Source organism: Streptomyces peucetius (assembly GCF_025854275.1).
GTDB lineage: Bacteria > Actinomycetota > Actinomycetes > Streptomycetales > Streptomycetaceae > Streptomyces > Streptomyces peucetius_A.
Window position 1 is genome coordinate 5,280,972 of the sequence record NZ_CP107567.1, and the last position, 19,185, is coordinate 5,300,156.

Sequence of the window (19,185 nt, forward strand, 5' to 3'; positions counted from 1 at the left end):
GGCCCGCACCTCGGACGGCGAGGTGCGGGCCACCGCTGTGACGGGCACCGGGCTCAGAAGTCCTCGTCCAGGTCCACCGAGCCCTCCACGGCCACCTGGTAGGCGGACGGACGGCGTTCGAAGAAGTTCGTCAGCTCCTGGACGCCCTGCAGCTCCATGAAGGAGAACGGGTTCTCCGAGCCGTACACCGGGCCGAACCCGAGCCGGGTGAGGCGCTGGTCGGCGACGCACTGGAGGTACTCGCGCATCGACTCCGTGTTCATGCCCGGCAGGCCGTCACCGCACAGGTCCCGGCCGAACTGCAGCTCTGCCTCGACGGCCCCCGCAAGCATGTCGGTGACCTGCTGCCGAAGCTCGTCGTCGAAGAGGTCCGGCTCCTCCTTGCGGACGGTGTCCACGACCTCGAAGGCGAAGTTCATGTGCATCGTCTCGTCCCGGAACACCCAGTTGGTGCCGGTCGCGAGCCCGTGCAGCAGTCCGCGCGAGCGGAACCAGTAGACGTAGGCGAACGCCCCGTAGAAGAACAGGCCCTCGATGCAGGCCGCGAAGCAGATCAGGTTCAGCAGGAAACGGCGGCGGTCGGCCCTGGTCTCCAGCCGGTCGATCTTCTCCACCGAATCCATCCAGCGGAAGCAGAACTGCGCCTTCTCGCGGATCGACGGGATGTTCTCCACGGCGGCGAACGCGGCGGCCCGGTCGTCCGGGTCGGGCAGATACGTGTCCAGCAGCGTCAGATAGAACTGGACGTGCACCGCCTCCTCGAACAGCTGACGCGACAGATACAGCCGCGCCTCCGGGGAGTTGATGTGCTTGTAGAGCGTGAGCACCAGGTTGTTCGCGACGATCGAGTCACCCGTCGCGAAGAACGCGACCAGCCGGCCGATCAGATGCTGCTCACCGGGGGTGAGCTTGGCCAGGTCGGCGACGTCGGAGTGGAGGTCGACCTCCTCCACGTGCCAGGTGTTCTTGATGGCGTCCCGGTAGCGCTCGTAGAAGTCCGGGTAGCGCATGGGCCGGAGGGTGAGTTCGAAGCCCGGGTCGAGCAGGTTCTTGGCGTTGTTCTCCGACATTACTGACAGGCCTCGCAGGACTCGGGGTTCTCCAGGGAGCAGGCGACGGCCTCTTCGGGGCTCGCCTGCACGGGCACGGGCACGCTCGCGGACGCGGCGCGGGCGATGCGGGTCGCCGGGCGCGAGCGCAGGTAGTAGGTCGTCTTCAGGCCCTGCTTCCAGGCGTACGCGTACATCGAGCTGAGCTTGCCGATGGTCGGCGTCTCGAGGAACAGGTTCAGCGACTGGCTCTGGTCCAGGAACGGGGTACGGGCCGCGGCCATGTCGATCAGACCGCGCTGCGGGATCTCCCAGGCCGTGCGGTACAGGGCGCGCACGTCGGCGGGGACCCAGCCGAAGCCCTGCACCGAGCCGTTCGCCTCGCGCAGGGCCTCCCGGGTCTGCGCGTCCCACACCCCGAGCCTCTTCAGCTCGTCCACCAGGTAGGAGTTGACCTGGAGGAACTCGCCGCTGAGGGTCTCGCGCTTGAACAGGTTGGACACCTGCGGCTCGATGCACTCGTACACGCCGGCGATCGAGGCGATGGTGGCGGTCGGCGCGATGGCGAGCAGCAGGGAGTTGCGCATGCCGGTCTCGGCGACCCTGGCGCGCAGCGCCTCCCAGCGCTCGGGCCAGTTGAGCGCGGTGCCGTAGTGGTCGGGGTGCAGCACGCCGCGTGCCGTGCGGGTCTCGGTCCAGGCCGGCAGCGGGCCGTTGCGTTCGGCGAGGTCGCAGGAGGCCTCGTAGGCCGCCAGCATGATCCGCTCGGCGATCCTCGTGGAGAGTGCCTTCGCCTCGGGCGAGTCGAAGGGCAGCCGCAGCTTGAAGAAGACGTCCTGCAGGCCCATCGCGCCCAGGCCCACCGGGCGCCACCTGGCGTTCGACCGGCCGGCCTGCTCGGTCGGGTAGAAGTTGATGTCGACGACCCGGTCGAGGAAGGTCACCGCCGTGCGGACGGTCTCGTCCAGCCGGTCCCAGTCGATCCCGCCGTCGGCCTCCTCGTCGACGAACGCGCCCAGGTTGACCGAGCCCAGGTTGCACACGGCGGTCTCGCCGTCGTTCGTGACCTCGAGGATCTCGGTGCACAGGTTCGAGGAGTGGACGACCCGGCCCGGCTCCGCGGTCTGGTTGGCGGTGCGGTTGGCGGCGTCCTTGAACGTCATCCAGCCGTTGCCGGTCTGCGCGAGGGTACGCATCATCCGGCCGTACAGCTCGCGGGCAGGGACGGACTTGCGGGCCAGCCCGGCGGCCTCCGCCCGGCGGTAGGCGGCGTCGAACTCCTCGCCCCACAGGTCGACCAGCTCGGGGACGTCGACCGGGGAGAACAGCGACCAGTCGGTGTCCGCCTCGACGCGGCGCATGAACTCGTCGGGGACCCAGTGCGCGAGGTTCAGGTTGTGCGTACGGCGGGCGTCCTCGCCGGTATTGTCGCGCAGCTCCAGGAACTCCTCGATGTCCGCGTGCCAGGTCTCCAGGTAGATCGCGGCGGCGCCCTTGCGCCGGCCGCCCTGGTTCACGGCGGCGACCGAGGCGTCGAGGGTCTTCAGGAACGGCACGATGCCGTTGGAGTGCCCGTTGGTGCCCCGGATGAGTGAACCGCGGGCGCGGACGCGGGAGTACGAGAGGCCGATGCCGCCCGCGTGCTTGGAGAGGCGGGCGACCTGGTGGTAGCGGTCGTAGATCGAGTCGAGCTCGTCGAGCGGAGAGTCCAGCAGGTAGCAGGACGACATCTGCGGGTGGCGGGTGCCGGAGTTGAAGAGGGTGGGGGAGGAGGGCAGGTAGTCGAGTCGGCTCATCAGCCCGTACAGTGCGGCCACTTCGTCCACCGCGTGTGTGGTGTCGTCCTTGGCGAGTCCGGACGCGACGCGCAGCATGAAGTGCTGGGGCGTCTCGATCACTTCGCGGGTGATCGGGTGCCGCAGCAGGTAGCGGCTGTAAAGGGTGCGCAGACCGAAGTAGCCGAACCGGTCGTCCCCCTCGGGGTCGATCAGCGCGTCGAGCCGGTCCGTGTGCAGCGCGACGAACGAGGCCGTGCGGTCGGCGATCAGACCCTCGCGGTGGCCGACGGCGACCGAGGCGGAGAAGGACACCGCGCCCTGCCCGGCGGCCTCCTCCGCGATCGTGCGGGTGAGCAGACGCGCGGCCAGCCTGGAGTAGGCGGGGTCCTCGGAGATGAGGCCCGCGGCGGCGTCGGTGGCGAGGGAGCGCAGTTCGGCCTCGTCGGACCCGGCGTGCCGGCCGCGCAGCGCGGCGGCGGCGACCCTGCCGGGGTCGGTGTCGGCCAGGTCGGCCGTGAGGTCCGTCAGGAGCCGCAGCAGGGCGGTCCCGGGGCCGTCCTCCTGCCGGGTCGCTGAAACCGGATCGGCTGGCGCGATGGTCATGTGGTGCTCTCCCTCGCTCGGTTCTGGGCCGGCGGGGAGGCGGGGGCCGTGGCGGCGCGTACCTGGACAGCACGGCGCACGGCGTCCACCGGCCCATCCGCGAGGCCCGGACGTCTGGGCATCCGGATCGGTCGAACCGGATGCGCCGTCGGCAGGTCGTCGGACTCGTAACGGGCACGGCGAAGCGCACCTGAACACACCGTTGCGGGACAGTTCCGGATTCGCACCGGATTCCCCTGCGGCGACAGCGAGATGAGCATACATGTGGGGGCGGTTGGCTGAGCCACCCCCCACATGTTGTGTCGGGAGGTCTAGTAGAGCTCCAGCGCGTACGTCAGCAGCGGGACGGCCGGGATGGGGGACCAGTCCCGTTCGGGGGTGCGTACGAAGCCCAGCCGGCCGTAGACCCGGTGCGCCGCGTACATCGTGGGTTGCGTCGACAGCACCAGCCGTACGCAGCCGGGCGTCGCCCTCGCCCGTTCCGCGCAGGTGCGCACCAGCGCCTCGCCCGTGCCGCGGCCGCGTGCCTTCTCGTCCACGGCAAGCATCCGGAACTCGGCCTCGCCGGGCACCGCGATGTCGGCGAACGGGCCGCCGTCCGGCACGAACGCGACCCCGCCGAGCAGCGTGTCCGCCTCGTCGACGGCGACGTACACCTCTGCTTGCGCGTCCCGGCTCGCGACGTCGCGGAGCACGTCGGCGTACGGGTCCTCCTCGCCGAAGTCCAGCAGCCCGCCGTCGATGTACGCGCGGCACGTCAATTCGCCGAGCGCCGTGTACTCCTCGGGGCGGATTCTCCTGATGGTGATGTCCATGCCCGGCAGTGTGCATCAGAGCACGGCGAAGGGCCGCCGCATTTCCCCGGGGGGAGGTGCGACGGCCCTCGGCGCGCGATCGGTCAGTGACCGCCGGGCGCGCCGGCCGTGGCCGGCGGGAGCTCGACCTTGACGCCCGGGTCGCCCGCGTCGGCGGTGTAGTCGGACGGGCTGGTCTCGTCGATGCCGTCGGGGGCCTTGGCCGCCCGCAGGACGAAGGTGAGGACCACGGTCACGACGACGTTCAGCACGAACGCGGTGAGACCGATGTAGCCGATCTCGCCGATGCCCGGGATCATGTCCGACGAGCCGCCGAAGTGCTTCTGGGTCGGGCTGGCGACGCCGTACGCGGCGGCCGTGCCGTAGATCATGCCGACCGCCCAGCCGCCGATGAGCGCCCAGCGGTGGAACCAGCGGGTGAACAGGCCGCCCACCAGCGCCGGGAAGGTCTGCAGGATCCAGATGCCGCCCAGTAGCTGGAAGTTGATGGCGACCGTCTTGTCCATGGTGAGGACGAAGACCAGGGCGCCGACCTTCACCAGCAGCGAGACCAGCTTGGAGACCTTGGTCTCCTGCGCCGGTGTCGCGTCGGGTTTGATGAAGTCCTTGTAGATGTTGCGGGTGAACAGGTTCGCCGCGGCGATCGACATGATGGCCGCCGGGACCAGGGCGCCGATGCCGATGGCGGCGAAGGCGACGCCCGCGAACCAGGCGGGGAACATGTTCTCGAACAGCTGCGGGATGGCCAGCTGGCCGTTCTTGACGTTCACTCCGGCCGCGATCGCCATGAAGCCGAGCAGCGCCAGCAGACCCAGCATCACCGAGTACAGCGGCAGGATCGTGGTGTTGCGGCGGATCACCTCACGGCTGCGCGAGGAGAGCGTCGCCGTGATCGAGTGCGGGTACATGAAGAGCGCGAGTGCCGAGCCGAGCGCCAGGGTGGCGTAGCCCCAGTGACCGGCGTCGCCGGGCACGAGCGCCCCGGTCGGCTTGCCCGTCGCCTCGTTGACCTGCGAGAACTTCTCACTGGCGCTGGCGAAGATCGCGTCGAAGCCACCCAGCTTGATCGGGATGTAGATGATCGCCACCGCGATGACGATGTAGATCAGGGTGTCCTTGACGAAGGCGATCAGTGCCGGCGCCCGCAGACCCGAGGAGTACGTGTAGGCCGCGAGCACACCGAAGGCGATCAGCAGCGGAAGGTCCTTGACGAACCAGTTGGTGGTCTCGCCGCCGCCGACGCCCATGACGTCGAGCACGGCCTGGATGCCGACCAGTTGGAGCGCGATGTACGGCATCGTGGCGAGCAGGCCGGTGAGCGCGACCGCCAGGGACAGGCCCTTGGAGCCGAAGCGGCCACGGACGAAGTCCGAGGTCGTCACGTACCCGTGCTTGTGCGACACCGACCAGAGCCGCGGCAGGAAGGTGAAGATCAGCGGGTAGACGAGGATCGTGTACGGGACGGCGAAGAAGCCGGCCGCGCCCGCCGCGTAGATGGCCGCCGGCACGGCGACGAAGGTGTACGCCGTGTACAGGTCGCCGCCGAGCAGGAACCAGGTCACCCAGGTGCCGAACGAACGGCCGCCGAGGCCCCATTCGTCGAGGCTGTTCTCGTTGGCGGCCTTGCGCCAGCGCGCGGCCAGGAAGCCCATGACCGTGACGGCCACGAAGAAAAAAATGAAGACGGCGAGTGCTACGCCGTTGACGCCCTCGTTCATTGGGACGCACCCCCCTTGCGGGCGCGCTGGTCACGCTGCCACAGCTTGTACGCGATCATCGTCAGGATCGTCGAGATCAGCACCCAGAGCATCTGGTACCAGTAGAAGAACGGCATCCCGATGAAGGTCGGGTCGACCTTCGCATAGGAGCCGACCCAGAGCATCGCCACGAACGGCGTGAAGAGGCAGAGGGCGATGATCACGCGCACCGGTGTGACGACCGGCTGTGGCGCTTCGGGCGCTTGTGGCGCGTCGGGCGCATCGGGTACTGCTGACATGCGGCTCCGTCCCCTCACTGGTCACCTTTGTAATGGGCACGAAATCTAGGCGAGCCGTTCGCGCGCAGTCACCCCCCGTCCGTATATCGGTACGGCAACGACTGCCGGTCGGGCGGCGCAAAACGGGACATGGCGCCGCAACACGTTGCGGCGCCATGTGTGCTGGGGTGGGCGGAGGTCAGTCGCCCGGGCGCTGGAGCCGGGCGACGAACTTGTACCGGTCACCGCGGTAGACCGAGCGGACCCACTCCACGGGCTCGCCCCGGGCGTCCAGCGAGTGGCGGGAGAGCATCAGCATCGGCAGGCCCACGTCCGTGCCGAGCAGCCCGGCCTCGCGCGGGGTGGCGAGCGAGGTCTCGATCGTCTCCTCGGCCTCCGCGAGGTGGACGTCGTACACCTCGGCCAGTGCCGTGTAGAGCGAGGTGTACTTCACCAGGCTGCGGCGCAGTGCCGGGAAGCGCTTGGCGGACAGGTGCGTGGTCTCGATGGCCATCGGCTCGCCGCTGGCCAGCCGCAGCCGTTCGATGCGCAGCACCCGGCCGCCGGCCGTGATATCGAGCAGTCCGGCCAGGGTGTCGTCGGCCGTGACGTATCCGATGTCCAGCAGCTGGGACGTGGGCTCCAGGCCCTGTGCGCGCATGTCCTCGGTGTACGAGGTGAGCTGGAGCGCCTGCGAGACCTTGGGCTTGGCGACGAACGTGCCCTTGCCCTGGATGCGTTCGAGCCGGCCCTCCACGACCAGCTCCTGGAGCGCCTGGCGGACCGTGGTGCGCGAGGTGTCGAACTCCGCGGCGAGCGTCCGTTCCGGCGGTACGGGTGTGCCGGGCGGCAGGGTCTCCGTCATGTCCAGCAAGTGCCGCTTGAGCCGGTAGTACTTGGGTACGCGCGCGGTACGGGTCTGTGCCCCGCCCTCGGCCTCGGTGCCGCCCCCGTCCGTGGTCATGGCCCGCCTTCCCGACTGCTGTGCTCCTGCCGTCACCGGCTCCTCCGTCTCCAGCCCTGTCCGGCCGATCCCGCCGGGCTCGCGTGCCCTGGCACGCCCGCTCGCTGACCCGGCCTGATCGGCCGGGCAGGACCTGGCGGCTCACATGGTGGCACGGACCGGTCACGGGTCGTCGCCCTCCCTCAGGTGTCGGTCCGATAACGGACACGACAGCCCTTCTTATACACCCTTGACACCCCTAAAGGTCTAGGCCAAGCTCCCGGTACTGGTCTAAACCATTAAAGATCAGGTCCCGGCCCCAGGGCAGAATCTCGGCGCGTGTCCGTCAAGTGCAGCGCGACTCCCGGGTGGTGGGGGGGCAACTCTTGCATCCCTTTGAGGAGGGTGGCGTGAAGCGCAAGCTCGTAGCAGCAATTGGTGCGGTGGCCATGATGGCTTCGGTCGCGGCGTGTGGTTCCGACGGAGGTGACAACGCCTCTAAGGACCCCAAGGACCGCAAGGAGACCCTCACCGTCTGGCTGATGGTCGACGCCCAGAGCACGTGGCCCGAGCTGGTCAAGGATGTCAACGCCCAGTTCAACAAGAAGTACCCGGGCGTCAAGGTCGACGTCCAGTACCAGCAGTGGGCGGACAAGGCCAAGAAGCTCGACACGGCACTGGGCGGCGACAAGTTCCCGGACGTCGTCGAACTCGGCAACACCGAGACGATGCAGTACATCCTCAACGGGGCGCTCGCCGAGATCGACCCGAAGAAGTACGACAACTCCGACACCTGGATCCAGGGCCTGAAGGACACCTGCTCCTTCGAGGGCAAGCAGTTCTGCGTGCCCTACTACGCCGGCGCCCGTGTCGCCATCTACAACACCGACATGCTCAAGAAGGGCACGGGCAGCGACAAGCTGCCCGCGACCGAGGACGAGCTCCTCGCGGCGATGGACAAGGTCGGTGCCGAGTACGGCAAGAAGGACAAGCGCTTCTCGCCGCTCTATCTGCCGGGCCGCTACTGGTACGCCGCCATGTCGTACGTCGCCGCCTACGACGGCAAGATCGCCGAGTACGACGAGGGTTCGAAGGAGTGGAAGGCCTCCCTGTCCTCGCCCGAGGCGCAGAAGGGCATCGAGCACTTCGTCAACCTGGTCAAGAAGTACAACAAGGCCGACCAGACCAAGGACGAGCAGGACCACGCCAATGTGATGGCCAACGAGAAGGCCGCCCTCATCTACGGCAACGGCTGGGAGTCCGGCTCCGTCGTCGACGGCGAGAACAACGGCAACCCGAAGCTCGAGGGCAAGATCGCGACGGCCGGCATGCCCGGCCCGAACGGCAAGGCGCTGCCCTCCTTCATCGGCGGCTCCGACCTCGCCGTGGTCAGCAAGTCCAAGGTGACGGACCTCGCGCAGGAGTGGATCTCCCTCTTCACCAGCGAGAAGTCCATGGAGGTGCTCGCCTCCAAGAACATCCTTCCGAACAACACCAAGCAGCTGGAGCCGCTGAAGGCGAAGCCGGAGACGGCGGCGATCGCGGGCGCGGTGCCGGACGCGTGGTTCACCCCGATCGCCCCGGGCTGGACCTCGATCGAGAAGGAGGAGGTCCTGGAGAACATGCTCCTGGCCATCCTCAAGGGTGACTCCGTGGAGAAGGCCACCAAGGCGGCCGACGAGAAGATCAACGAGCTGATCAACCAGGAGTCCTGAGCCGCGGGGGCCTCGGGGCGCGGTGCCGCCCCGAGGCCCGTCGGGCATTCCCGGCGGTGGCGGGGCTCCGCGCACGCGGCCTTGCCCCGCCCTTTTCGGTGCAGAAGAACAAACGGAAGGTCAGCCACGTGACTGCCGCCGACACCCAGGCCGCCGGCCCGCCGGTACCCGTACCACGTGCCCCGGAAGGAACGGGCGCCACGCCCGTGCCCGACAAGGCGGGTCCCGATTCCCGTCCGAAGAAGCGGAAGAAGGGCGAGCTCCTTCCGTATCTGCTGATACTCCCCGCGCTGGTCGCGATCGCCGCGGTCTACGCCTTCCCACTGGCCAAGACCGTGATCATGTCCTTCCAGGACATGGGGCGGAAGGAGCTGTGGACGGGCCAGTCGCCGCCCTGGGTCGGCTTCGAGCAGTTCACCAACATCCTCGGCGACTCGGAGTTCTGGTCCGTCACCGGCCGCACTGTCGTCTTCATGGCCGTCTGCGTGACCCTGACCATGGGCATCGGCCTGCTGCTCGCCCTGCTGATGACCCGGCTGACCACCTGGGTGCGCCTCGTGTTGACGGCGGCTCTGGTCGCCGCCTGGTCGATGCCGTTGATGGTCGCCGCGTCCATCTTCCGCTGGCTCTCCGACTCCGACTACGGCCTCATCAACACCCTGATCGCCAAGGTCGCCGGTGAGGACTTCCTCGGCCACAACTGGTTCCTCGACCCCAAGCAGGGCTTCGCGATCATCTCCCTGCTGGTCATCTGGGGCGCCATCCCGTTCGTCGTGATCACGCTGTACGCGGCGCTCACCCAGGTGCCCAGGGAACTGGAGGAGGCCGCGTCCCTCGACGGGGCGAACGCGCCCGGCGTGTTCCGGTTCGTCACCTGGCCCGTCATCCGCCCGGTCTTCACCATGGTCGCCACCCTCTCGGTGATCTGGGACTTCAACGTCTTCGGACAGATCTGGCTGCTGCGCGGCAACAAGCCGGAACCGGAGTACGAGACCCTCGGCCTCTACTCCTTCTCCAAGGCCTTCGAGTCCACCTCGTTCAGCCAGGGCACCGCGATCGCCCTGATCACCGTGCTGCTGCTGTCCGGTGTGGCCGTGTACTACCTGCGTCAGCTGATGAAGACAGGAGAGGTCGAATGAGCACCTACACCGTTCCCTCCCCGGCCGGCGACCGCCAGGACCTGAAGCAGGCGCCGAAGCAGGCGCCGAAGCAGGACCTGCGGCCGGACCGCAGGAGGACCCGCTGGCACTACGACCTCATCGGCCTGGTCACCACCGTGCTGATGGCCTTCCCGGTGTACTGGCTCGTCGTCAGTTCCCTGCGCCCCAACCACGAGATCCGCTCGTACGACCAGACGCTGTGGCCCTCGTCGCTCACCTTCGACAACTTCGCCCGGGCGGTGGAGCAGGAGAATTTCGCGACCGCCGTCCAGTCCAGCCTCATCGTGTCGGTCACCGCCGTCGTCGGCGGAATGATCATCGCGACGCTCGCGGCGCTCGCCATCGGCCGGTTCCGCTTCTTCGGCCGCAAGGCGCTGCTGATGGTGCTGATCCTGGTCCAGATGCTGCCGCCGACCGCGATGCTCATCCCCATCTACGCCCAGCTCAACGCCATCGGCGGGCTGGACGAGTACTGGGGCCTGATCATCGTCTACCTGGTGTCCACCCTGCCCTTCGCGATCGTCATGATCCGGGGATTCGTCGTGAACATCCCGGTGGAACTCGAGGAGTCGGCGATGGTCGACGGCTGCACACGGATGGGCGCCTTCCGCCGGGTGATCTTCCCGCTGCTCGCCCCGGGGCTGGCTGCCGCGTCGATCTTCGCGCTGGTCAACGCCTGGAACGAGTACCTCTTCGCGTACATCCTGATCAACGACAACTCCAAGTACACGCTCAACGTGTGGCTGATGACGTTCACCACCGAGCGCGGTACGGACTACGGCGCGCTGATGGCCGCCTCCACCCTCATCGCCCTGCCCGTCGTCGTCTTCTTCATGATCATCCAGAAGAAGATGGCCGCAGGTCTCACCTCCGGCGCCGTGAAGGGATAACGCCACCTCATGACGACTCTGGTACGCGGAGCGGCAGGCACCCTGACCCGCGACGCACTCACCGTCCTCCAGCCCGGTTTCGTCGGCACCACCGCCCCCGACTGGGTACTGAGGCGGATCGGTGAAGGGCTGTCCGCCGTCGGCCTCTTCGGCCGCAACATCTCCTCACCCCGTCAGCTGGCCGCCCTCACCGCCCGGTTGCGCGCGGAACGGGACGACGTTCTCGTCGCCATCGACGAGGAGGGCGGCGACGTCACCCGCCTCGAGGTGGCCCACGGCTCCTCGTTCCCCGGCAACTACGCCCTGGGCCGGGTGGACGACGTGGAACTCACCCGTGCCGTGGCGAACGAACTGGGGCGCCGGCTCGCCCGGTGCGGGGTGGACCTCAACTGGGCACCCTCCGCCGACGTCAACTCCAATCCGGATAATCCGGTCATCGGTGTGCGGTCGTTCGGCGCCGACACCGCGCTCGCCGCCCGGCACACCGTCGCCTACGTCGAGGGCCTGCAGGCAGCCGGCGTCGCCGCCTGCACCAAGCATTTCCCCGGGCACGGGGACACCAACGTGGACTCGCACCACGCGCTGCCCCGCATCGATGTGGACCTGGACACACTGCACGCCCGTGAGCTGGTACCTTTCCGCGCCGCCGTCGCGGCGGGTTCCAAAGCGGTCATGAGTGCGCATATTCTGCTGCCCGCGCTCGATCCCGACCGTCCCGCGACGCTGAGCCCGCAGATCCTCACCGGTCTGCTGCGCGAAGAGCTGGGCTATCAGGGCCTGATCGTCACGGACGGCATGGAGATGCAGGCCATCTCCTCCACGTACGGCATCGAGCGCGGCTCGGTCCTCGCGATCGCCGCCGGAGCCGACGCGATCTGCGTCGGTGGCGGCCTGGCCGACGAGGAGACCGTACTGCGGCTGCGCGACGCGCTGGTCGATGCGGTGCGCGGTGGAGACCTGCCCGAGGAGCGGCTGGCCGACGCGGCGGCGCGGGTGCGCGGCCTCGCCGACTGGACACGCCGGGCCAGGGGGGCTGCGGCAGAGCCGGGCGCGGCTTCACAGGAGGGGACCGCGCCCGGCTCCGACACGGAGATCGGCCTGGTCGCGGCGCGTCGCGCGGTGCGGGTCACCGCCGGTGCACAGCCCTGGGAGCCGGTGACGAAGCCCCCGTACGTCGCCGCCTTCACCGCGGTCGCCAACATCGCCGTCGGTGACGAGACGCCATGGGGTGTGGCCGCGGAACTGGCCGTCCTGCTGCCCGGCACCCGGACCGACACCTATACGGAAGGTTCCGACACATCCGACTTGGTGTCACATGTGCTGGAGGCGGCGGCGGACCGTAGGATCGTCGCCGTGCTGCGCGACGTGCACCGCCACTCGTGGATGGCGAACGCCCTCGAGGCGCTCCTCGCGGCCCGTCCCGACACGGTCGTCGTCGAGATGGGCCTGAACCGTGCGGAGCCCAGGGGGGCCCTGCACATCGCGACCCATGGCGCGGCCCGCGTCTGCGGACGCGCCGCCGCCGAGGTCGTCACCGGCATGTGAGCCGGTCCGGCCGACGCGGACCGTGCGGTGCCGGGCAGGTGCCCGGAAGACCGGCGCCCGGCACCCTGGAGCGCCACCTGGAGGCAACCGGCATGTCCGACCTGTTCGTGGTCGGACCGGCGGCTCAGGTCGAGGCGGCGTCGGCAGGCTTCGTGCTGCCGACGGACGGTGTGCCCAAGGCGCTGCAGCGGTCCTGGAGACCCTTCCGCTGCAGCTGCCGGCGTAAGAGGTGGCCATCGCCCGGGGGGCAGGACCCGGATGCCCCGAGGGCGCCGGCGAAGGTGACCGAGACCCGGTAGGGCCGCTCGGCTCCACGGCCCGGCGGGGCAGGGCCGTACGGCGGGGGCCGTGATCGCGACGGGCGGGTGTGATGAGGGGCCCGCCCGTCGTTCACGGACCGGTACCGGGCGCGTCTTCATACTTCGCCGATTCATAAGTATGGTGGCGGAACTAAACTCTTCCGAAGCATGGACAGGCAGAATGGTCTAGTCCACAATTGGATTTGTTGAAGCCTCCGCCCTCCCCGCACAGGAGGGTGGAACGAGGTCACCGGCGCTCTCTGCCCTGACTGCGCCGAGACCTCCGTACGGCCGACCGGGACCGCACACCCTTCGGCCGGGAAACTCCGGGCTGCGGTGCCTGACGGGTTGAGGGTCCCGTCACGGCGCCGCGGCCCGCGGGTACCCTCGCTGACGTGCCCTCCATGAACGATCTCGTCCGCCAGCACACCGCTCTGAGTGAGTCCGACCTCGAGTGGCTCCACCTGCTGGTGTCGGAGTGGCAGCTGCTCTCCGACCTCTCCTTCGCCGACCTGGTGCTGTGGGTCCCCACCCGCGACGGCACGCGGTACGTCTCCGTCGCCCAGATGCGTCCCAACACGGGCCCCACCTCGTACCAGGACGACATGGTCGGCCACCTGGTCCCGCGGGGCCGGCGCCCGCTGCTGGACGCCGCACTGGACGAGGGCCGCATCGTGCGCGAGGGCGACCCCGAGTGGCGCGAGGAGGTGCCGGTACGGGTCGAGTCCATCCCCGTACGCCGTGAGGGCCGCGTTCTCGGCGTCATCGCGCGCAACACCAATCTGCTCACCGTCCGGACCCCGTCACGGCTCGAGCTCACCTATCTCCAGTCCGCCTCCGACCTGGCGCAGATGATCGCTGCCGGAACGTTTCCCTTCCCCGACGAGCAGGTCGAGATGGACTCCTCCCCGCGCGCCGGGGACGGTCTCATCCGCCTCGACGCGGACGGCATCGTCCAGTACGCCAGCCCCAACGGCCTCTCCGCGTACCACCGGCTCGGCCTCGCCTCCGACCTCGTCGGCCAGCACCTGGGCCAGCTCACCGCCGAGCTCGCGCCCTCCCGCGGTCCGGTCGACGAAGCCCTGGCCAAGATCGCCAGCGGCTACGCCCCCCGCGAGACGGAGGTCGAGGGCAACGGCGGCGTCATCCAGCTGCGGGCGATCCCGCTCAAGCCCAAGGGCGTCCGGATCGGCTCGCTGGTGCTGCTGCGGGACGTGACCGAACTGCGCCGCCGCGAACGCGAGTTGATCACCAAGGACGCGACCATCCGGGAGATCCACCACCGGGTGAAGAACAACCTCCAGACGGTTGCCGCGCTGTTGCGCCTCCAGTCGCGCCGGATGGATTCCGTACGCGGCCGTGACGCCCTCAACGAGGCGGTGCGGCGCGTCGGTTCCATCGCGATCGTGCACGAGACGCTGTCCCAGAATCTGGACGAGCGTGTGGAGTTCGACGACATCGCGGACCGGGTGATCGCGATGGTGGCGGAGATCTCACCGGGAAAGGTCGACTGCCGGCGCACGGGCCGCTTCGGCATCCTGGACGCGGAGGTCGCCACACCCCTGTCCATGGTGCTCACCGAGGTGCTGCAGAACGCCCTGGAGCACGGCTTCGCGCAGGGGGAGCAGGGCTCGGTGGAGGTCGCGGCGGTCCGCGGCGAGAACCGCGCCCAGGGCTCCCGGCTGCTGATCACCGTCCAGGACGACGGGGCGGGTCTGCCGGAGGGCTTCGACCCGCAGCGGGCCGGGAATCTGGGGCTGCAGATCGTCCGGACCCTGGTCGAGGGGGAGCTGGGCGGCACCTTCGACATGCTTCCGGTCCCCGAGCCCGGGCGTGGCACCCGGGTCGTGCTGGACGTCCCCGTACCCGACAAGCGCTGACCCCGCCGACGGTGCCCCCGCCGACGGTGCCCCTCCGGCGCCGGGGTGCGGGCCGGTGCACAGCGAAGAGCCCCGGACCGTGTGGAACGGTCCGGGGCTCGAAGCTCACGTGCTCGCATGTGCGATGCGCATCGGGGGTACTGCGCGCTGCGGCTCGAAGGCGGTGAGTGCGTACTCGCTGTACGCGCCGCCGGCGGAGGCCGGTAGCGGGGTGGCGTCAGGCGCTGGCGTTACGCGCCCGGTTGCGGGCGGCGCGGCGCTTCATCGCGCGGCGCTCGTCCTCGCTGAGGCCACCCCAGACGCCGGAGTCCTGGCCGGACTCGAGCGCCCACTGCAGGCACTGCTCCATGACGGGGCAGCGACGGCAGACGGCCTTGGCTTCCTCGATCTGCAGCAGCGCAGGACCGGTGTTGCCGATGGGGAAGAACAGCTCGGGGTCTTCCTCGCGGCAAACGGCGTTGTGACGCCAGTCCATGGCTGCTACCTCTCCTTGGTATTACGTTCAGGTTGCTTGTGAATGTGAACGCTTTCACGAATCCCTACGCGAGGGAAGGGCCGATCGCCAGTTGCCCGGCGCTGGGTCCTGGATTCGTGGAAGGGGTTCCGGCGGTCTGTGGGGCCGATGTTGCGGGCCGTCCCGATCGCCATGTAGAGATTCGCAAACCTCGGCGGCGGATACAACCCCTTCCGGAAAGTTTTTTTTGATTCCTCGGTGTCGACTAGGTCACAGCCGTACTTCTATGGGGTGGATCGCAGCCCATACGTTCGAGATAAAGGACTTTCGGTCCTTCTGGTCACACAATCACACGCAGTGCACGGCGTACGCCTGTGAACGCCACGCTGGTACGCAGCCCGAGGTGGTCACCGTCCATCTGGAAGGGCAGCGGCACCTTTGAATGCAAGGTGAAGTCGGTCTGGTCATGAAGTGTGAGTGCGTGCTTTCCGCGCGGCCCGCGCTCCGGGCCGGAAGTCAGCAGCTGGGTCCCGTAACGGGCCACGGCGGGGGTCGACAGCTTCGACAGTCCGAGCACGTCGAGAGCCGTGTCGAAGGAGGCCTTCGGGGACGCGTACACCGGGCGATTGCCCAGGTAGGTCCAGGGGGAGGTGTTGCAGACTATGGACAGCACCAGGCCCGCCACGGGGTCCGCGCCGGGCCGTTCCAGGGTGATCGTGCCGTGCCGGCGGTGCGGGTCGTCGAAGAACTGGCGCAGTACCTGCCGGACGTAGAGCGAGTGGGTCGAGCGCTTGCCGCGTTCGCGATGCTGTTCGACCCGGCCGACCACGCCGGCGTCGAAGCCGAGCCCGGCGCAGAAGGTGAACCAGCGCGGCGGCACACCCTCGTCCTCGGTCCCGGGAACGCCGGCCGCGAGACCGAGGCCGACCGTCTGCTCGGTCCGGTCGCGCAGCGCGTCCAGGATCGCGCCGGTCGCTTCGACGGCGTCGTTCGGCAGACCGAGGGCGCGGGCGAACACGTTCGTCGAGCCGCCGGGGACGACGGCGAGGCGGGGGAGATGGTCGGGGTCGGGGCCGTTGTGGAGCAGCCCGTTCACGACCTCGTTGACGGTGCCGTCGCCACCGAGGGCGACGACGAGGTCGATGTCACTGGACTCGGCGGCGCGGCGGCCGAGGTCGCGGGCGTGGCCGCGGTACTCCGTGGTGACCGCCTCGAGTTTCATCTCGCTGGCGAGCGCGTGGATCAGTACGTCGCGCGTGCGGGCACTGGTGGTGGTTGCTGCCGGATTGACCACGAGAAGTGCGCGCATGCGATGCAGCGTACCTACTGGGGGGTACCTGGCCCAGTCCGGGCTTCCGGGGCGGGGGCGGGCTTCCGGGTCCGGCCCGGAAGCCCGGGGAGGCTCGGCGTGACGGCTACCCTGCAGGGGTGAGCAGCGACGACCAGACCCCCCGCCCCGACCGCCCCTCGCGCCTGACCGCGGCGGCCGCGGTGTGCGCCGCCGAGGGGCTGGCGCTGGTGGTGGGTGGCGTGTACATGCTTGTGATGGGCCTGCTGGGGCGCTCCGACAGCGCCTCCCAGGCGGAGATGGGCGGCCTGACGCTGATGGCGCTCGGCGTGATCCCGCTGGCGGCGGCGCGTGGGCTGGTGCGGCGACGCGGCTGGAGCCGCGGGCCGGCGATCATCACCCAGCTGATCGCGCTGATCCCCGCGTGGACGCTGCTGCGCGCCTCGGGCGCGCTGATTCCGCTGGGCGTGGTGCTGGCGGCGGTCGCGGTGACGGGGCTGGTGCTGCTGGTCAACCCGACGACGGCGGAAGCGCTGGGTATTCGCGGCCGCGCGTAGCCCTTGGGCGGGCGGCAGGCCGGTCCGCTCGGGTTGCGGTGGGCCGCTGCGCGGGGCCTGTTCCCCACCCCGCCCCTTCCCGCTGTACCGATATGCGCCTCCGCTGCGTGGCGGGCTCCTCCCCCTACGCCTGGCGGCGTGGGGGGACCCCCAGGACCGGTACCGCGCTTCGCGCGGCGGCCTCGAACGCCGGCCGGGCCGACTGTGTCAGCCGCGCTGGGGGTACTCCCCCTACGCCTGGCGGCGTGGGAGGTACCCCCCACCCACGGCCGCCAGGCCGTAGGGGAGATCGAGGCGCGGGGGTCCGGTGGGGGTCCCCCCAGGCCGCCAGGCCTAGGGGGAGGAGCCCCGGGGCTACTCCTCGACCAGCAGGCGTTCGCGCAGCTGTGCCAGCGTCCGCGCCAGCAGGCGGGAGACGTGCATCTGGGAGATGCCGACCTCCTGCGCGATCTGGGACTGGGTCATGTTCCCGAAGAACCGCAGCAGCAGAATGCGCTTCTCGCGCGGCGGCAGGTCCTCCAGCAGCGGCTTGAGGGACTCGCGGTACTCGACGCCCTCCAGCGCCTCGTCCTCCGCCCCCAGGGTGTCCGCCACCGCGGGGGACTCGTCGTCGGTGTCGGGGACGTCGAGGGACAGCGTGGAGTACGCGTTCGCGGACTCCAGGCCTTCAAGGACCTCCTCCTCCGAGATGCCGAGGCGCTCCGCCAGCTCGTGCACGGTCGGGGAGCGGCCGTGCTGCTGGGAGAGCTCGGCGGTCGCCGTCGTGAGCGAGAGCCGCAGCTCCTGCAGACGGCGCGGCACCCGGACCGCCCACCCCTTGTCCCGGAAGTGCCGCTTGATCTCGCCGACCACGGTCGGTGTCGCGTACGTCGAGAACTCGACACCGCGGTCCGGGTCGAACCGGTCCACCGACTTGATCAGACCGATCGTCGCGACCTGAGTGAGGTCGTCCAGCGGTTCCCCGCGGTTGCGGAAGCGCCGCGCCAGGTGCTCGACCAGCGGCAGATGCATCCGGACGAGCTGGTTGCGCAGCTCCGCCCGCTCGGGCGACCCGTCGGGCAGTGCGCGCAGTGCGATGAACATCGCCCGCGCGCCGCTGCGGTCGTGGGGGTCCGGGTGCTGCCGGTGTTCGCTCATACGGTCCGCCCGCTCTGCCGAGGCCGTACGGCCCTCAGGTTCGTCCACCACCGGGTGCGGCCGCGCCTGTTGCTCAGGGATGCCGGCCGACGTGCTCAGCGCCCTGGGGCTCCGCTCCTCGTCCTCCCGCATCGAACCGTCCCCGTTTCCGCTGCTCACGCCGGCCCGGGTCCCGCGCCGCGCTGTTTGTACAGGCTGATGGCCACCGTACGGTCGTCGGCGACCGACGAGTCGACCTTCCCGGCCAGTGCGGAGAGCACCGTCCAGGCGAACGTGTCGCGCTCCGGCGCCCGGCCGTCGGTGGTGGGCGCGGAGACCGTCACCTCCAGTGAGTCGTCGACGAGGCGGAACACACAGCTCAGAACAGATCCGGGGACGGCCTGCTGGAGCAGGATCGCGCACGCCTCGTCCACCGCGATCCGCAGGTCCTCGATCTCGTCGAGGGTGAAGTCCAAGCGCGCTGCGAGGCCGGCGGTGGCCGTTCGCAGCACGGACAGGTAGGCACCCGCAGCGGGCAGCCGGACTTCCACGAAGTCCTGGGTCCCGGGCTCGCCTGCGATATGGGACACCCTCACCTCCAAGGTGGCACAAGCTCAATCCGGGCCGCGGCGTTGGCCCGCGGCCGTGCGTTACGTGTTCGATCACGCAGCCAGGTCTGGCCTGGCGACGCTATCGCGATCCATGGTGCCGTGTCGCCAGGGCCCCCATGGTGATGACTGTCACTCAATGTAAATCGATGAGCACACACAGTGGCTAGTGGTCTGCGTCTGCCAATTCATCCGGATCCGGGGGATGGTTGACGTACCCAGACGTCAGACGATCGAACCGTCGACGAAGCACCACCGCCACACCTGTCCCGGCTCGAAACTGCGCATCACCGCGTGCGCGGTCTCCTGGAAATGCGTGCTCGCGTGCTGTTTCGGCGATGAGTCGCAGCAGCCGACGTGCCCGCACACCAGGCACAACCGCAGCTGGACCGGGTGGCTGCCGGCCGCCAGGCACTCCACGCAGGTGTCGCTCAGCGGCAGTGGTTCGGGGCGCGGCAGTTCGGCCACGTGCGGACACTCGCTCATGATTGCCAGACTACGACGTAGCTG

The 19,185-nt window shown here is 69.3% G+C and carries 17 protein-coding genes, 1 pseudogene and 1 riboswitch; of the genes and pseudogenes, 7 read left to right on the forward strand and 11 right to left on the reverse strand.

The window, feature by feature from the left end:
* Positions 1–53: 53 nt before the first annotated feature.
* From OGH68_RS24450 to OGH68_RS24475, 6 genes are all read right to left on the reverse strand, one after another.
* Complete coding sequence (locus OGH68_RS24450; RefSeq protein ID WP_264247110.1) at positions 54–1,070, reverse strand: ribonucleotide-diphosphate reductase subunit beta; 1,017 nt, start codon at positions 1,068–1,070, stop codon at positions 54–56.
* Positions 1,070–3,430: a ribonucleoside-diphosphate reductase subunit alpha gene (locus OGH68_RS24455; protein ID WP_264247111.1), complete on the reverse strand. Its 2,361-nt coding sequence runs from the start codon at positions 3,428–3,430 to the stop codon at positions 1,070–1,072. The genes OGH68_RS24450 and OGH68_RS24455 overlap by 1 nt, the downstream gene beginning before the upstream one ends.
* A gap of 132 nt (positions 3,431–3,562) precedes the next feature.
* Positions 3,563–3,697: riboswitch (cobalamin riboswitch) on the reverse strand.
* A gap of 44 nt (positions 3,698–3,741) precedes the next feature.
* The gene (locus tag OGH68_RS24460) at positions 3,742–4,245 is read right to left on the reverse strand and encodes a GNAT family N-acetyltransferase (protein WP_264247112.1); all 504 of its coding nucleotides are present in this window, start codon (positions 4,243–4,245) and stop codon (positions 3,742–3,744) included.
* Positions 4,246–4,328: 83 nt separating this feature from the next.
* The gene (gene mctP / locus OGH68_RS24465; RefSeq protein ID WP_264247113.1) at positions 4,329–5,963 is read right to left on the reverse strand and encodes a monocarboxylate uptake permease MctP; all 1,635 of its coding nucleotides are present in this window, start codon (positions 5,961–5,963) and stop codon (positions 4,329–4,331) included.
* Positions 5,960–6,241 (reverse strand): DUF3311 domain-containing protein, encoded by a 282-nt coding sequence (locus OGH68_RS24470; protein ID WP_264247114.1) that lies wholly within the window; start codon positions 6,239–6,241, stop codon positions 5,960–5,962. Before OGH68_RS24470 ends, mctP begins: the two co-directional genes overlap by 4 nt.
* Before the next feature lie 178 nt (positions 6,242–6,419).
* Positions 6,420–7,184 (reverse strand): GntR family transcriptional regulator, encoded by a 765-nt coding sequence (locus tag OGH68_RS24475; RefSeq protein ID WP_264247115.1) that lies wholly within the window; start codon positions 7,182–7,184, stop codon positions 6,420–6,422.
* Positions 7,185–7,573: 389 nt separating this feature from the next.
* Here OGH68_RS24475 and OGH68_RS24480 point away from each other — a divergent pair, with 389 nt between their 5' ends.
* From OGH68_RS24480 to OGH68_RS24505, 6 genes and pseudogenes are all read left to right on the forward strand, one after another.
* Positions 7,574–8,878: a sugar ABC transporter substrate-binding protein gene (locus tag OGH68_RS24480; RefSeq protein WP_264247116.1), complete on the forward strand. Its 1,305-nt coding sequence runs from the start codon at positions 7,574–7,576 to the stop codon at positions 8,876–8,878.
* Between the two features lie 128 nt (positions 8,879–9,006).
* Positions 9,007–10,017: a carbohydrate ABC transporter permease gene (locus OGH68_RS24485; protein WP_264247117.1), complete on the forward strand. Its 1,011-nt coding sequence runs from the start codon at positions 9,007–9,009 to the stop codon at positions 10,015–10,017.
* Positions 10,014–10,928 carry a carbohydrate ABC transporter permease gene (locus OGH68_RS24490; protein ID WP_264247118.1) on the forward strand — a complete coding sequence of 305 codons (915 nt, stop codon included), beginning with the start codon at positions 10,014–10,016 and terminating at the stop codon, positions 10,926–10,928. Before OGH68_RS24485 ends, OGH68_RS24490 begins: the two co-directional genes overlap by 4 nt.
* A 9-nt stretch (positions 10,929–10,937) precedes the next feature.
* Complete coding sequence (locus tag OGH68_RS24495; protein ID WP_264247119.1) at positions 10,938–12,473, forward strand: glycoside hydrolase family 3 protein; 1,536 nt, start codon at positions 10,938–10,940, stop codon at positions 12,471–12,473.
* A 95-nt stretch (positions 12,474–12,568) separates the two neighbouring features.
* Positions 12,569–12,772, forward strand: a pseudogene (locus tag OGH68_RS24500) (glucosamine-6-phosphate deaminase); the annotation flags it as partial.
* A gap of 404 nt (positions 12,773–13,176) precedes the next feature.
* A complete protein-coding gene (locus tag OGH68_RS24505; RefSeq protein WP_264250259.1) occupies positions 13,177–14,652 on the forward strand; it encodes a PAS domain-containing sensor histidine kinase in 1,476 nt (491 codons plus the stop codon).
* Between the two features lie 217 nt (positions 14,653–14,869).
* Here the strand turns inward: OGH68_RS24505 and OGH68_RS24510 are convergent, their stop codons facing one another.
* Complete coding sequence (locus tag OGH68_RS24510; RefSeq protein ID WP_003953983.1) at positions 14,870–15,127, reverse strand: WhiB family transcriptional regulator; 258 nt, start codon at positions 15,125–15,127, stop codon at positions 14,870–14,872.
* 319 nt (positions 15,128–15,446) lie between these two features.
* Complete coding sequence (locus tag OGH68_RS24515) at positions 15,447–16,415, reverse strand: diacylglycerol/lipid kinase family protein (RefSeq protein WP_264247120.1); 969 nt, start codon at positions 16,413–16,415, stop codon at positions 15,447–15,449.
* A gap of 119 nt (positions 16,416–16,534) precedes the next feature.
* Here OGH68_RS24515 and OGH68_RS24520 point away from each other — a divergent pair, with 119 nt between their 5' ends.
* Positions 16,535–16,951: a hypothetical protein gene (locus tag OGH68_RS24520; protein ID WP_264247121.1), complete on the forward strand. Its 417-nt coding sequence runs from the start codon at positions 16,535–16,537 to the stop codon at positions 16,949–16,951.
* 354 nt (positions 16,952–17,305) lie between these two features.
* Here the strand turns inward: OGH68_RS24520 and OGH68_RS24525 are convergent, their stop codons facing one another.
* The 3 genes from OGH68_RS24525 to OGH68_RS24535 all read right to left on the reverse strand — a co-directional run bounded on the left by OGH68_RS24525 (position 17,306) and on the right by OGH68_RS24535 (position 19,161).
* Positions 17,306–18,355 carry an RNA polymerase sigma factor SigF gene (locus OGH68_RS24525; RefSeq protein WP_413471123.1) on the reverse strand — a complete coding sequence of 350 codons (1,050 nt, stop codon included), beginning with the start codon at positions 18,353–18,355 and terminating at the stop codon, positions 17,306–17,308.
* Entirely contained in the window at positions 18,244–18,657 is a 414-nt protein-coding gene (locus OGH68_RS24530) for a hypothetical protein (RefSeq protein WP_005312080.1), read from the reverse strand. The genes OGH68_RS24525 and OGH68_RS24530 overlap by 112 nt, the downstream gene beginning before the upstream one ends.
* A 243-nt stretch (positions 18,658–18,900) precedes the next feature.
* Entirely contained in the window at positions 18,901–19,161 is a 261-nt protein-coding gene (locus tag OGH68_RS24535; protein WP_264247122.1) for a UBP-type zinc finger domain-containing protein, read from the reverse strand.
* Between the last annotated feature and the right edge of the window lie 24 nt (positions 19,162–19,185).